The 14,446-nt window shown below is 57.4% G+C and carries 12 protein-coding genes; 7 read left to right on the forward strand and 5 right to left on the reverse strand.

Features of this window, described 5'->3' with window-relative positions:
• Nucleotides 1–262: 262 nt before the first annotated feature.
• The 5 genes from nifH to nifK all read left to right on the forward strand — a co-directional run bounded on the left by nifH (nt 263) and on the right by nifK (nt 5,270).
• Nucleotides 263–1,087 (forward strand): nitrogenase iron protein, encoded by an 825-nt coding sequence (nifH, locus tag ACNKH3_RS00530; RefSeq protein ID WP_420207851.1) that lies wholly within the window; start codon nt 263–265, stop codon nt 1,085–1,087.
• Between the two features lie 318 nt (nt 1,088–1,405).
• The gene (locus ACNKH3_RS00535) at nt 1,406–1,735 is read left to right on the forward strand and encodes a P-II family nitrogen regulator (RefSeq protein ID WP_420207876.1); all 330 of its coding nucleotides are present in this window, start codon (nt 1,406–1,408) and stop codon (nt 1,733–1,735) included.
• 2 nt (nt 1,736–1,737) lie between these two features.
• Nucleotides 1,738–2,112, forward strand: a complete 375-nt coding sequence (locus tag ACNKH3_RS00540; protein ID WP_420207852.1) for a P-II family nitrogen regulator — start codon at nt 1,738–1,740, stop codon at nt 2,110–2,112.
• A gap of 22 nt (nt 2,113–2,134) precedes the next feature.
• The gene (gene nifD, locus ACNKH3_RS00545) at nt 2,135–3,778 is read left to right on the forward strand and encodes a nitrogenase molybdenum-iron protein alpha chain (protein ID WP_420207853.1); all 1,644 of its coding nucleotides are present in this window, start codon (nt 2,135–2,137) and stop codon (nt 3,776–3,778) included.
• 118 nt (nt 3,779–3,896) lie between these two features.
• Nucleotides 3,897–5,270, forward strand: coding sequence for a nitrogenase molybdenum-iron protein subunit beta (gene nifK / locus ACNKH3_RS00550; protein ID WP_420207854.1), 1,374 nt, complete (start codon nt 3,897–3,899; stop codon nt 5,268–5,270).
• Nucleotides 5,271–5,300: 30 nt separating this feature from the next.
• Here nifK and ACNKH3_RS00555 read toward each other — a convergent pair whose 3' ends face one another.
• The 3 genes from ACNKH3_RS00555 to ACNKH3_RS00565 all read right to left on the reverse strand — a co-directional run bounded on the left by ACNKH3_RS00555 (nt 5,301) and on the right by ACNKH3_RS00565 (nt 8,282).
• Nucleotides 5,301–6,200: a pentapeptide repeat-containing protein gene (locus tag ACNKH3_RS00555; protein ID WP_420207855.1), complete on the reverse strand. Its 900-nt coding sequence runs from the start codon at nt 6,198–6,200 to the stop codon at nt 5,301–5,303.
• Between the two features lie 165 nt (nt 6,201–6,365).
• Nucleotides 6,366–6,734, reverse strand: coding sequence for a pentapeptide repeat-containing protein (locus tag ACNKH3_RS00560; RefSeq protein WP_420207856.1), 369 nt, complete (start codon nt 6,732–6,734; stop codon nt 6,366–6,368).
• A 429-nt stretch (nt 6,735–7,163) separates the two neighbouring features.
• On the reverse strand, nt 7,164–8,282 hold the full coding sequence (locus tag ACNKH3_RS00565) for a branched-chain amino acid ABC transporter substrate-binding protein (protein ID WP_420207857.1): 1,119 nt from the start codon (nt 8,280–8,282) through the stop codon (nt 7,164–7,166).
• Between the two features lie 144 nt (nt 8,283–8,426).
• On the opposite strand from ACNKH3_RS00565, the gene lpxK reads away from it, so the two are divergent.
• Entirely contained in the window at nt 8,427–9,494 is a 1,068-nt protein-coding gene (lpxK, locus tag ACNKH3_RS00570) for a tetraacyldisaccharide 4'-kinase (protein WP_420207858.1), read from the forward strand.
• A gap of 241 nt (nt 9,495–9,735) precedes the next feature.
• The gene (gene lpxC, locus ACNKH3_RS00575) at nt 9,736–10,728 is read left to right on the forward strand and encodes a UDP-3-O-acyl-N-acetylglucosamine deacetylase (protein WP_420207859.1); all 993 of its coding nucleotides are present in this window, start codon (nt 9,736–9,738) and stop codon (nt 10,726–10,728) included.
• A gap of 219 nt (nt 10,729–10,947) precedes the next feature.
• Here the strand turns inward: lpxC and ACNKH3_RS00580 are convergent, their stop codons facing one another.
• Together ACNKH3_RS00580 and ACNKH3_RS00585 are read right to left on the reverse strand one after the other, a co-directional pair.
• Nucleotides 10,948–12,168 carry a hypothetical protein gene (locus tag ACNKH3_RS00580; protein WP_420207860.1) on the reverse strand — a complete coding sequence of 407 codons (1,221 nt, stop codon included), beginning with the start codon at nt 12,166–12,168 and terminating at the stop codon, nt 10,948–10,950.
• Nucleotides 12,169–12,724: 556 nt separating this feature from the next.
• Nucleotides 12,725–14,341: a fumarate hydratase gene (locus ACNKH3_RS00585; RefSeq protein WP_420207861.1), complete on the reverse strand. Its 1,617-nt coding sequence runs from the start codon at nt 14,339–14,341 to the stop codon at nt 12,725–12,727.
• Nucleotides 14,342–14,446 lie beyond the last annotated feature (105 nt).

The following is a 14,446-nucleotide window of genomic DNA, read 5'->3' on the forward strand; positions in this document are numbered from 1 at the left end:
TCCCGACAAAAACGCCTCTCTCCCACCTTATTGTAGCCTTCCGCACAAAAGGGTTTCCGCTGTCACGAAAGCCTTGCCCTGACATTCCTGCGAAAGCGCAGCCCAAGCCGCCGTAATGGCGGCTTTTCTTTTCCTCCTGCCCGCTCTGGCACGGCGCTTGCTATATAGAAGGCAAAAGCGCAGCAGCCTGCGCGGCACTGCACAGCAAGCAACGGGCCGGACATTCCGGGACATCCTTATAGAACACAGGAGGAACACGAAGATGAGAAAGGTGGCGATCTACGGCAAGGGCGGCATTGGCAAATCTACAACCACGCAGAACACGGTGGCAGGTCTGGTGGAGATGGGCAGGAAGGTCATGGTTGTGGGCTGTGATCCCAAGGCCGACTCCACCCGCCTGCTGCTCGGCGGCCTGGCGCAGAAGTCGGTGCTCGACACCCTGCGTGAGGAAGGCGAGGACGTTGATCTGGAGGACATCCGCAAGAAGGGTTACGGCGGCACCTGGTGCGTGGAGTCGGGCGGGCCGGAGCCGGGCGTGGGCTGCGCCGGACGCGGCATCATCACCTCCATCAACATGCTGGAGTCGCTGGGCGCGTATGAGGAGAAAGAGGGCTTGGACTACGCTTTCTACGATGTTCTTGGCGACGTGGTCTGCGGCGGCTTTGCCATGCCTATCCGCGACGGCAAGGCCGAGGAAATCTACATCGTTGTGTCGGGCGAGATGATGGCCATGTACGCGGCCAACAACATCTCCAAAGGCATCATGAAGTTCGCCCAGACTGGCGCGGTGCGCCTCGGCGGACTGATCTGCAACTCCCGCGCTGTGGACAACGAGAAGGAGATGATCCAAGAGTTCGCCAAGAAGCTGGGCACGCAGATGATCTGGTTTGTGCCGCGCGACAACGACGTGCAGCGGGCCGAGATCAACCGCAAGACGGTCATCGAGTGGAAGCCGGAGGCCCCGCAGGCCGACATGTACCGCGGCCTGGCCAAGTCCATTGACGAGAACAAGATGTTCGTCATTCCCAAGCCGATGGAGATTGAGGAGCTGGAAAAGCTGCTGATGGACTACGGCCTGCTGAATTAAGGCGGGCGGCCAATGTAGGGGCAAAAAATATTTTGCCCTTGTTGGCCATGCCGGGCCGGTGCGGGGCGAAAAATTTTTCGCCCCTACGTGAGGGTGGGCGTGGATGCTGGCATGGAGCAAATCTCGATGCTGGCAATGAGGGAAGTTCCATGCCAGCATCGAGAGTGGTTCCATGCTGGCATGGCGGGTGGCCCAATGCCAGCATAGAGGATGCCTCCATGCTGGCATTGAAATCAAGCCGGACAGATGATGCAGGATACGCGGTAGGGGCGGTTCGCGAACCGCCCCTACGGACAACGAACATACAAGGAGACAAGAATCATGCTGATGATCAGAGCGATAGTACGGCCGGAGAAATCAGACGAAGTGCTGGACGCCCTTATGGATGCGGGCTTTCCGGCGGTCACAAAGTATTCCGTGGCCGGACGCGGCAAGCAGCGGGGCATCAAGATCGGCGACGTGACCTACGATGAGATCCCTAAAACCATGCTGATTATGGTGGTCAAGGACGAGGACAAGGACTTTGTCATCCAGACCGTGATGGACACAGCCCGCACGCCCGGCAAGGGCGCGTTCGGCGACGGCAAGATCTTCGTCAGCGCGGTGGAAGAAGTTCACACGGTCAGCTCCGGCCAGAAGGAGGCCTGATCATGAAAGAGGTGATTGCGGTTGTCCGCATCAACATGATGAACCAGACCAAGAAGGCTCTGAGCGATGCTGGCATTGCCGCCTTCTTCGCCCACGAATGCCAAGGGCGGGGCAAGGGCTTCGTCAACCCGAAGATCCTTGAAGGCGTGGATCAGGGCTATGAGGAGGCGGCTTCGGTGCTGGGCGAGAAGGGCAAGCTCTACTCCAAGCGCATGGTCACTGTGGTGGTTGAAGACGAGCAGGTTGCGGACGTGGTGCAGGCTGTCATCGCGGTCAACAAGACCGGCAAGCCCGGCGACGGCAAGATATTCGTCCTGCCGGTCGCGGACGCGTTCCGGGTGCGCACTGCTGAGAAAGGCGCGGCGGCCATAGCCTGACATACTCTGACGGAGGAACAATATGACAAAGAAAGCAATGGCGCCGATGGAGCCTGCGGAGGTCAAAGCCAAGCTGCTGGCCCCGTACCCGCCCAAGGTGGCCCGCAAGCGCAGCAAGCAGATCATGATCAACGAGGCGCTGGAGAACGGCACCCCGGAGATCACCGCCAACGTGCGCACCATACCCGGCATCATCACCATGCGCGGCTGCACCTATGCAGGCTGCAAGGGCGTGATCATGGGGCCGACCAGAGACATCGTCAATCTGGTGCACGGCCCGATAGGATGCAGCTTCTACGCTTGGCTGACCCGGCGCAACCAGACCGACCCTGGCCCGGAAGGACCGGACGGCGAGAACTTCATGACCTACGCCTTCTCCACCGACATGCAGGAGCAGGACATCATCTTCGGCGGAGAGAAGAAGCTGGCAGCGGCGATTCAGGAAGCCTACGACCTCTTTCATCCCAAGTCGATAGCGGTCTTCGCCACCTGCCCGGTTGGTCTGATTGGCGATGACATCCACACGGTGTCGCGGCAGATGAAGGAGAAGCTGGGCGACTGCAACGTCTATGCCTTCAGCTGCGAGGGCTACAAGGGCGTGAGCCAGTCCGCAGGGCATCACATCGCCAACAACCAGGTCTTCCGTCACATAGTCGGCCAAGACGACCGGCCTGTGGAGGGCAAGTACAAGATCAGCCTGCTGGGCGAGTACAACATCGGCGGCGACGGCTTTGAGATCGACCGTATCTTCAAGAAGTGCGGCATCACCAACATCGCCACCTTCTCCGGCAACAGCACGTACAAGCAGTTCGCCACGGCACATCAGGCGGATCTGAACGCAGTCATGTGCCACCGCTCGATCAACTATGTGGCGGACATGATGGAGACGAAGTTCGGCATCCCTTGGATCAAGGTGAACTTCATCGGTGCCAAGGCAACAGCTAAGTCCCTGCGGAAGATCGCGGCCTACTTCGAGGACAAGGAGCTGATTGACCGTGTGGAGGCTGTGATTGCCGAAGAGATGCCAGAGGTCGAGGCAGCAGTTGCGGAGATCCTGCCGCGCACTGAAGGCAAGACCGCGATGATGTTCGTGGGCGGCTCGCGGGCGCATCACTACCAGGAGCTGTTCAAGGAGATGGGCATGAAGACCATCTCTGCGGGCTATGAGTTCGCCCACCGTGACGACTACGAGGGCCGCCGCGTCATCCCGACCATCGAGGTGGATGCGGACAGCCGCAACATCGAGGAGATTGAGGTCGAGGCGGATGCCACGCGCTTCAAGCCGCGCAAAAGCGAGGCCGCGATGCAGGCCCTTGAAGCGGCGGGCACGGTCAAGTTCAAGGACTACGAGGGCCTTGCCCCGGACATGGAGGCAGGCACGCTCATCATTGACGACCTCAATCAGCATGAGGCGGAGACGCTGGTCAAGCTGATGAAGCCGGACATCTTCTGCGCAGGCATCAAGGAGAAGTTCTCTATCCAGAAGCTCGGCATCCCGATGAAGCAGCTGCACAGCTACGACTCCGGCGGGCCGTATGCGGGCTTCCAGGGCGCGGTCAACTTCTACAAGGAAATAGACCGGCTGGTCAACAGCAAGGTCTGGTCGTACATGAAGGCGCCGTGGCAGGAGAACCCGCAGCTGTCTGGGGCATACGTCTGGGAATAACAGCGGCAAATCCGCCGCCGTAGCCGTAGTAGCCGTAGTAGGGGCACGGCATGCCGTGCCCCTACGGCTACGAGAGACAGCAGGCACCACAACAACGAATTATCACGAGGCAAAGACCATGCTCTTACGACATACACCCAAAGAAATCACTGAGCGCAGCGCCTTGACCATCAACCCGGCCAAGACCTGCCAGCCCATCGGCGCGATGTACGCGGCGCTGGGCATCCATGGCTGCCTGCCGCACAGTCACGGCTCGCAGGGCTGCTGCGCCTATCATCGCTCCGCCTTAACCCGGCACTACAAGGAGCCGGTCTCGGCAGCCACCAGCTCGTTCACCGAAGGCTCGTCGGTCTTCGGAGGTCAGGCCAACCTGATGCAGGCCTTCAGCAACATCTTTGCGGTCTACAACCCGGAGATCATCGCTGTCCACACCACCTGCCTGTCCGAGACCATTGGCGACGACCTGCCGCAGATCAGGAAGAAGGCCATTGCGGAAGGCAAGATCCCGGAAGGCAAGTACGTGATCAGCGCGTCCACGCCGAGCTACGCAGGCTCGCACGTCACCGGCTTCTCGAACATGGTCAAGGCCATGACTGAGCTGGCTGAGCCGACCGGCAAGAAGAACGGCAAGGTCAACCTGATCCCCGGCTGGGTCGAGCCGTGCGACATGGAGGAGCTGAAGCGTCTGAGCAAGCTGATGGGCGTGGGCACGATCATGTTCCCGGACACCTCTGGCGTGCTCAACACCCCGCTGACGGGCGAGTACAAGATGTTCCCGGACGGCGGCGTGACCATTGCCGAGCTGAAGTCAACCGCAGACTCCATCGGCACCATCGCGCTGGGCGAGTGGTGCTCCGGCGATGCGGCCCGCGAGTTAGACAGCAAGCACAAGGTGCCGTGCAAGGTGCTGGACATGCCCTTCGGCCTCAAGGCGACTGACCGCTTTATTGACGCACTGCACAAGATGGCGGGCGTGAATGTGCCGGAGGAGATCATGGTCGAGCGCGGGCAGCTTGTTGACTTGATCTCGGACATGCACCAGTACTTCTACCATAAGAAGGTGGCTCTGGCTGGTGATCCTGATCAGCTCATTGCCATGACCGAGTTCCTCGTGTCCATAGACATGTGCCCGGTGCATATTGTCACCGGCACGCCGGGCAAGAAGTTTGAGAAGCGGATTAAGGAGCTGACCGCCGGGATGCCGTATCAGGTCAACGTGCGGGCCAAAGGGGACTTCTTCCTTCTCCATCAGTGGATGAAGAACGAGCCGGTTGACCTGCTGATCAGCAACACCTATGGCAAGTATATTGCCCGTGATGAGGATGTGCCGTTCCTGCGCTGGGGCTTCCCGATCTTGGACAGACAGGGGCATCAGTACTTCCCGACAGTCGGCTATAAAGGCGGCCTGCGCCTGCTGGAGAAGATACTGACCCTGCTCTTGGACAGGAAAGACCGGGACGATACGGAGATGAAGTTCGAGCTGGTGCTGTAGGCAATGAGCATGACGGGGCCAATGGCTCCGTCATAGCCCTGCAACCTTCTTCAGAATATCCGCCGCCACATCTGTGCCGACAGTCTTTGCGCAGTCCAAAGCAAATCTTCCGGCGTTCTTCAGATGCTGCCACATGGCCGGTTCATTCTGCTCGCGGGCGGCCTGCGCGGCCTTGGCGACATCTTCGGCAGCGGCGCGTTGCTCCGGGGTTTTCGCGCTGCGTTGTTGCATTTCTTCGTGCAGGCGGGAAAGGTCTGCGGTGATTTGCTGAAAGGTGTTGCCGGAAGCAGATGCGCTTTGTCCAACTGCGCCGATTTGTCCGCCGCTGATGTAGTAATTATCTCCCATTGCCAGTCCTCTCGATGATGGAATTTTATCAATCAGTTTATTTTGGTTCTCAATTAATCCCAGAACAGCGGCCATAAGCTGCGCCTGCTGTTCCGGCGCAATTCTGCTTTCCTCGTAGCCAACCGCAATCTGCTGCTTTGCCTTTTCCACATGCTCAAGATGGCAAACCGTGAACGTGGCGTGCGGCTGGCCGCGTTTGTCGAAATTGACCAGCTCCAGCGAAAACTCTTTGTGCCGCTCGTTGACAGCCTGCACCACTCGGTCCATGATCAGCGGATCAAGCGGCGTGAAGCCCTGCTCGAAGATGTACTCGAAGGTGGGAAGCTGCTTGTATAATTCCTCAAATTCGCCGGGGCGGAAATCGCGGTCAGGCGGGGTGCGCTGCTCTCCGGCCTCATCCCAATAAACGTAATCGCAGCGGATGCCGTCAATAATCCAGTTTTCTCGTGCGCTGCCGTAGAGCTTTGCTCCGGTGATGTCTGCTCGGCTGAGATTGGCTTGCCGCAAATCGGTGCTGCGCAAATCCGTGTTGCGGAGGTCAAATTCAACAAGATGTGTATTTCTCAGATTTTTTCCTTTCAAAGAAAGTCCTTGCCCTTTGCCGCGCCCCAGCAGCTTACGAATGTTATGGTTGGCGAGCTGAGTATTTTCAAAGCAAGAGTCAAGATCGCGATCCTCAAATGAATTAACAGGTCTATATTTATAGTCGTCTAACGGAGATTTCCTTGCTTCTATTTGAAAATTTTTTCATGAAGTATAATTAAGAATTGAATAAGAAAATCTTATATCTCTATAACCAGAAAATAAATAACTCACATGTTCAACAAAACCATTATCAAATATTACTCCGGTCAATTCTGAGCAAGTAAAATCAGTAACATTGACTGTTCCTGTTTCAATCCCAAGAATTGATTCGTTAAAATTAGCTCCTACAAGCATCGCATTTCTAAAATTTGCTCCACGAATATCCGCCTTCCGAAAATTCGCACCGCTCAAATCCAACCCATCCAGCTTCGCCCCACGCAAATCAATCTTTGCATCAGGATTCTCCTCGCGCCATTTGTTCCACGCCGCCACGCCTTGCTTGAGTATCGCCAACTGTTCTTTGTTTGCCATTTTGCACACCCTGTAGGAAAGTTCACCCGCTTTGGTTCACGCCTGCGCCGCCCCGTTCCCCGCTTCCATCGCCCTAAAGTCAATTGGAATCAAGGCGATTCCAATTGAAATTGACCTGATTCACGTTTGAATTGCCCCGTTTTCGACTGGAATCAGCCTGGTTCCAATTTGAATCGTCCCGGTTCCAATCGGAATTGCCCCAATTTCAATTGAAATTGACCCGATTCACACTTAAATCGGGACGATTTAAACGTAAATCGGCTTGATTTAAGTGTGAATCGCCCTGATTTCAATTTAAATCGGAGCGTTTTCAGTGTGAAACGGCCCAATTCAAACGAACAAAACAACAGATAAAACCGTAAAAATTCGGATTCTTGCCGCGTCTGACCTTGCGGGGGCGAAGAATCTTTCGCCCCCTGCGAAAAGAAATTATTTCACCTGCTCAAACTTGCCTTCCTTGACCGTGTACATCGTATAGCCCACGCCGGTGGCATCGCCACGCTCGTCAAACTTGATCTCGCCAAAGGGAGTGACCGCGATCTTCGTGCGCAGGGCCTCCTTCAGCCCCTTGACATCGAACTTTTCCGCCTTTTCCGCCGCATTGGTCAGGGCGATGGCCGCCGCCACCGCGTTGTCGAAAAACGCGCCCGGCTCCTCGCCGTATTTGTCCGCATACGCTTGGCGGTACTGCTTTGTCACCCGGTTTTCGGAAACATCTGCCGGGCCGGTGGCGTACACGCCCTCAGCGTATTTGCCTGCCACCTTGAGGAAGGTTTCATCCTTCACCCCGTCGTCCGAGACGAACAGGGTCTTCATCTGCCTCTTGCGCATCAGGGTGACAACTTTTGAGGCTTCCGGGTGATAGCCGCCATAAATCACCGCGTCGGCGCGGGCCATTTTGATTTTCTGCACAATGGCCGAATAATCCATCGCGCCCGGCGTGATGCCCTCGAAGAGCACCACCTCGGCCAGCGCGCCTTTGCGGATTTCCTCCCGCGCATCCTCGGCCAAGCCTTTGCCGTAATCGCCTTTGTCATGAATAATGGCGATCTTCCGCGCCTTCAGCGTGTCCGCCGTGAATTTGGCAATCGCGGCGGCCTGGGCGTTGTTGGGAGCGATGGTGCGGTGGAAGGTCGGGTATTTGCCGCTCAGAGTCAGGTCGCTGTCCGTGGCTGAGGGCGATATGACGATCACGTCCGCCTCAGTGTAGATGGGCAGGGCCGCTTTGGTCGCGCCGGAGCAGATGTGGCCGATGACCATCTTCGCTCCGGCGGAAACTAATTTGGCAGCGGTGTTTGCCGCCACTTCGGGCTTGCAGGTGTCGTCCTCAATCAGCAGCTCGACTTGAATGCCGCCCTTGGCGTTGACAGCTTCCGCGACCAACTGCGCGGCCCGCATGGTCGGAATGCCGTAAGAAGCCAGATCGCCGCTGTGCGCTCCGGCCACGCCGATTTTGACCGGCGCAGGCTGCTCAGGATCGGCGGCAAAGGTGTTGCCCGCCAGCGCGGCGGCGAGGCAAAGCAGCACTGTTGTTTTGGAAAAATGCACGGTGTTAATCCTCCTTGGTGAAAAATGAGAAATGAGGGGTTCTGGCAGTCTTGCGCCGCCCGCGTTGCAAAGCGGTCGACAATCGGCTATCTTTTCACACCTGAAGGAAAAATGCACCAGAAAATTGAAAAGAGATGTGAACGTATGAACCGAAATTTCTATTATGCCCTCGGCAGGCCGCTCTCGCCGCTCTACAGCTTCGCCATGCGTGTGCGCGAGCAGTTCTACCTCAACGGGGTGCTGGCCTCAGCCGCCCTTGAGGTGCCGGTGATCAGCATCGGCAATCTGACGCTGGGCGGCACCGGCAAGACCCCGTTAGTGCAGCATTTGGCCCGTCTGCTGCAACGCAGCGGCTTCCATCCTGCAATCATCAGCCGGGGCTATGGCGGCGCGACCAAGGAGCGTATCAACATTGTTTCCGACGGCGGCAGACCGCTTTTAGATGCGTCCTATGTCGGCGACGAGCCGCGAATGCTGGCGGAAACTCTGCCCGGCGTGCCGGTGCTGACTGGGATAGTCCGCAAGCTGCCTGCGCAGAAAGCGGTGGAGATGGGCGCGGATGTGCTGCTGCTGGATGACGGCTTTCAGCATCTCGCTGTCCGCCGCGATTTGGATTTGGTGCTCTTCAGCGCCGACAGATTGGCGGGCAATTCGCGGGTCTTTCCCGGCGGCGATCTGCGTGAACCAGTGCGCGCCCTCTACCGCGCCAACGCCTTTGTTCTCACCGGCACGGATGAAAGCAACATTGCGCGGGCGGTCAGCTTTCGCAATTTGCTGCATGAGAAATTTCCCGGCAGACCGGTCTTTTTCAGCGGCAGCCGCCCGGTCGGCCTTGTCCGGCAGGTGAAGGATGGCCGGAGGCTGCCAGCGCAGGCAGATGATCTGGCAGGCCGCCGCTGCTTCGCCTTCTGCGGCATCGCCAGGCCGGAGAGCTTTCAGAAAACGCTGCAACAGTTGGCCGTCGAGCCTGCGGCCTTCAAAGCATTGCCCGATCATCACGCCTACAAAGAGCAGGCCGTGCAGCAGCTCGTCCATGCAGCGGAAAAGGCCGGGGCCGACTGCCTGCTTTGCACGGAAAAGGATTTGGTCAAACTGCGCGGCTTCGCGCTTGCGCTGCCACTCTATGGCGTGATCATGCAGGCCGCGCCGGAATCGGGTTTGGACAAATTAGCTCTGGACTGCGCCAGCCAGCGGCTGCCTGCTCCGGCGTAGTGTGGCAGAAAACACACAGCCGCCGGGGTAAATTTGCACTGTGTGCTATTTGCCACAGGCAGCCTGCCCGGCCCGCTGCTGCGCCTCTTTTTTTATCCGGCTGAATCTTCTTGAAAATTGTTCTTCTTTGCCGCCAAATGCAGAAAAACAAATTTTTGGCCGGATTTTTGCATGAGAAAGTGATACAAAAGAAAGAGCGAGACAACAACAACAGGGCGGCTGCCCGGCACAAGGTGAGAACATGGCATTCAACCTCGACCCGCATCAGCACACATTAGAACGCGCTGTGAGCTGCTGCGGCATCGGTCTGCACTCCGGCAAGACCGTGAATCTGACGCTCAAACCAGCAGCCGAGCACAGCGGCATCACCTTCCGCCGCACCGACCTTGGCGGAAAAAGCCGGGTTCCGGCCCGCATGGAGCAGATTGTCGACACCACCTTGGCCACCACCATCGGCAGCGGCGGCGAGCGCGTCTCGACCACCGAGCATCTGCTGGCCGCCCTGCGCAGCGCAGGCGTGGACAACGCTGAAATCGAGCTGGACGGCGGCGAAGTGCCGATCATGGACGGCAGCGCAGGCCCCTTTGTCCGCCTCCTGCAAAGCGTCGGCCTGAAACGCCAGCGCGCCCTGCGCAAAGTGCTGCGCATCACCAAACCGGTCTCCTGCGTTTCCGGCGACAAGTTCATCCGCATTGAGCCTTATGACGGCTTCAAAATCACCGGCAGCATCAATTTCGGCACCGAGCTGATCAGCGAGCAGAGCTGCTCCATCGAGCTGAACGCCGAACGCTTCGCCCAGGAAATCGCCGATGCCCGCACCTTCGGCTTTGTCGAGCAGGTCGAGGAGCTGTGGCGCAACGGCCTCGCCCTTGGCTGCACCCTTGAAAATGTTATCGCCATCCACTGGAACCGCCGCAGCGTCCTCAACGAGGACGGCCTGCGCTTCGAGGACGAGTTTGTCCGTCACAAGGTTCTGGATCTGATCGGTGATTTAGCCCTGCTCGGCAGCCCGGTGCTGGGTCATGTCATCGCCAGCCGCTCCGGCCACGCCCTGCACCACAGTCTGATGCAAGCCATTGCCGACTCCCCTGACTGCTGGGAGCACGTCGAGTTCCGCAAGCCGGGTCAGCCCCATGCAATCACCCCCCCGGCAAAACCCCGGCGGAAGAGACTGCCTGTCTCGCTTCCGGGCCTGCTGTTCCCCGCCGTCGCTCCTGCGCCCTGTCCGGCCTGAAGCGGCACCTGTTCTGGTTGTTGCTGCACCGCTGTTTGTTTCTTCTCTCCTTGCCCGCTGGCCTTCCGCAAGCCAGCGGGCGTTTTTTTTGCCCTTTCCGTCAGCTGCGCAAAAAAAATTTCCTGAGCCGGACAGCTTGCGCGGCAAAGAGCGGAGTTTTGCTGTTTGCCGACAGTCCTTGCCTGACAACCAGCATTGTTGCTAAATTATTGCAAAGCGTCAGGTTGAAGCGGCAGATGATGTCTCCGCCGCCTGCTCTTCATGCCAGTATTGATTTTTGACCGGCAGGCCGAGATCAGCTTCAACCAGCCGCCGCCGCACCTCAAAGAGCCTTTCCATCAGCTTCTCTTCAAACTGCTCATAAGCCGCCGCGTCAGCGACGCGGTTCACCACCACGCCCAGCAGCTCTGTGATCGCATTGCCGACAGAGTTCTGGCTGATGGTGACAATCAGCTTGCCTGCGTCATTGCGGTAGATGAGCTGCTTGAACGCGGGCTGCCAGCGGATGGCGTTGGCGTATTCCGCGTTTCTGCTGCAATGCTCGCGCACTTTCTTGGCTGTCCTGAGAAAATCGTTGTTGAAGAGCAGGACATTTTCGACATGCTCCGGGAAGTAGACGTGATCAGGCATGGATGAGTTGCGCACAGACACCTGGCCGAAGAAGGTTCGGTAGAAATCAAGGAAGCCTTTCAGGATCATGTCGTATTCCCGCCAGAAGCGGATGTCGTGCAAGGCAGCTTCTCCGTCGACAATCTCCCAGCTTGGCAGACCGCAAGGATATCCGGTCAAAGAAATTTTTGCCGCTTCAGCGTCAGCAGGCTTCAGTATCTTCAGGTCGAGCGCTTTGTCAAAGAACTCCCGATACACATGCGGAATATGCGATTCAAAAAGGCTGTGCTGGCCGCCGTCCGTCAGGTTCGGATTGTTCAGATCAGCCAGTTTGGCCTGCCGCAATTCCTCTTTGCTGAAGACGATGAAGTGATTGTGCATCATGCGGATGCTCGGCACGCCTGGAGATGTCAGCGGCCATGTCGCGTCCAAGCTGGCTTCGCCGGCCAGGATCAACGCCTCTTCTGGGTCAGGATATTGCTCAAGCATGTAGGAGATGATGATCTGATTCATCCTGTTCCAGACATGCTTGACATTGTCAGGCAGCTGCGTGCGGCGCACAGGCCGTCCAAGAGGATCAAGAATGCATTCTGACGTGTTGTAAATGATGGACGCGTCAAATTCCCGGCTGTGCCCCAGTGCCTTGCGGTACAGCAGCAAATTCTCCGGACTGATCAGCAGGCCGTTGTTCTGCACCAGATCGTTGAGATTCTCTTTGCTGTTGAAGAACTCGTTCGGCTTCAGCCCCTCCGGAACTTTCAGCGGAATTGGCCTGTACGGAGTGACGATTTCTCGCGGCCCAACGATGATCTCACGCGGGATTATTTGCATATTCTTTCCTCATTGCGCTTTAAATTAAAAAAATAAAAATTTAATATAATGGAAAACGCCAGTCATTCAACGAATAGCATTCATGCTGCTTTTGGCAATATAAAAAATTCAAATTTTATAACATATAAATATCAGCACTCTAAACAAATGCAGGGCTTCTTTTTGCAAGAATCTTTTAACGCAATATTAATGCTCATCAAAAGAGTTTTTAACTTACTCTTTGGTTACACGAATGTAAAATAAATAATATCAATTGTAAGATTCAGTATTATTAAAATTTACGCGGCTTTGCCGCCAATGAGTTGATTTTATTCAACCATCGACTTGGGCTGCAAAAAAACTGCTATACCAGTTGAGCTTGTCTTTTCAACTGCGTAAGTTAATAATGCAATGGAAGATATGCCACCCGAAACAAGGGCGAAGAGGAGAGAGGCCGCAGCGGTCAAGCGGCGCTATTTTTGGGACATGATGAGGCGTTGCCATGATCTTACGGCAAGCTGAAAAGGGATGATTGCAGAAAAGTCCTGCATTTTAAACAAGAAATGTCTGCCGAACGTCAGAGCTGGTGGAAAAAATCGTTGCCCTTGTTGTCCACCAAAACAAAGGCGGGAAAATCTTCCACCTCAATCCGCCAGACCGCCTCCATGCCCAGCTCAGGGCAGTCCACGCATTCCACCCGCCGGATGCTCTCCTGCGCCAGCAGCGCGGCAGGCCCGCCGATGGAGCCAAGGTAGAAGCCGCCGTTCACCTTGCACGCCTCTGTCACCTGCGGCGAGCGGTTGCCTTTGGCGATCATCACCAGCGAGCCGCCGTGCTTTTGCAGCAGGTCAACGTAGTCGTCCATGCGGCCTGCCGTAGTCGGGCCGAAGGAGCCGGAAGCCATGCCCGGCGGGGTCTTGGCCGGGCCAGCATAATAGACCGGATGCCGCTTCAGGTAGTCCGGCAAAGGCTTGCCGTGGTCAAGCAGCTCCTTCCATTTGGCATGGGCCATGTCGCGCCCGACAATCACCGGGCCATTGAGCAGCACTCTGGCTGCGACCGGCAGCGTGTTTAACTGGGCGAGGATGGCGGACATAGGCTGATTAAGGTCAATCCGCACCGCGCCTTCGTCCTTCTTTCCTCGCAGATGAGGCGGAATCAGCCTGCCCGGCTCGTGGTCGAGCTGCTCAATCCAGATGCCGTTCCGATCTATCTTCGCCTTCAGGTTGCGGTCAGCGGCGCAAGACACGCTTAAGCCAATCGGACAGGAAGCCCCGTGGCGCGGCAGGCGGATCACCCGCACATCATGGGCGAAATGCCTGCCTCCGAACTGCGCCCCGATGCCGCAGCGTCGGGCCTCCTCCAGCAGCTCGCTCTCCAAATCCAGATCGCGGAAGGCTTGGCCGTGGACATTACCGCTGGTCGGCAGGCTGTCGAGATACTTTGCGCTGGCCAGCTTGACCGCCTTTAAGGTCGTTTCCGCGCTCGTTCCGCCGATGACAAAAGCAAGGTGATACGGAGGACAGGCGGCGGTGCCGAGCGTCTTCATCTTCTCTGTCAGAAAGCGTTTCAAAGCCGCCGGGTTGAGCACGGCCTTGGTCTCTTGGAAAAGAAAGGTCTTGTTCGCGCTGCCGCCGCCTTTGGCCAGGAAGAGGAAGCGGTACTCGCTGCCTGGCACGGCCTCGATGTCAATCTGCGCGGGCAGATTGGTGCCGGTGTTGCACTCCTCGAACATGCTGAGGGCGGCGGTCTGCGAATAGCGCAAATTCTCTTCAGCGTAAGCAGCGGCAATGCCTTTGGAAAGCATAGCTGCGTCGTCACCGCCAGTCCAGATTTGCTGCCCCTTCTTGGCGACCACGATGGCTGTGCCGGTGTCTTGGCAAAGCGGCAGCACGCCCTGCGCGCTGATCTCGGCGTTGCGGAGCAAAGCCAGAGCCACGGCCCGGTCGTTGTCCGAGGCCGCAGGATCGTCGAGAATGGCCGCAACCTGCCGGTTGTGCTCAGGACGGAGGAAAAAAGAAAGCTCGCGGAAAGCGGCGCGTGCCAGCTCGCGCAGGGCTTCCGGGGCGATTTTCAAGATTTCCGCTCCGGCGAACGGCTCCACGCTGACATGGCGGGCTGAGTTGTCTGAAAGGCGGTATTCGCACAAGTCGCCGCCAAGGGGAAAAAGGGGGAAATATGAAAATTCAGGCATGAGTTGCAGAAAAATTTGCAGCGGAGTGAAAGGGGGCAGGCCAGCTTGTTTGTCAGCCTTCAAGCAAGGAAGGCCGCAGCAAAAAACTCTTGTTCCGGCGGACGG

The sequence above is a fragment of the Candidatus Electronema sp. JC genome, assembly GCF_048287365.2.
Classification (GTDB): domain Bacteria; phylum Desulfobacterota; class Desulfobulbia; order Desulfobulbales; family Desulfobulbaceae; genus Electronema.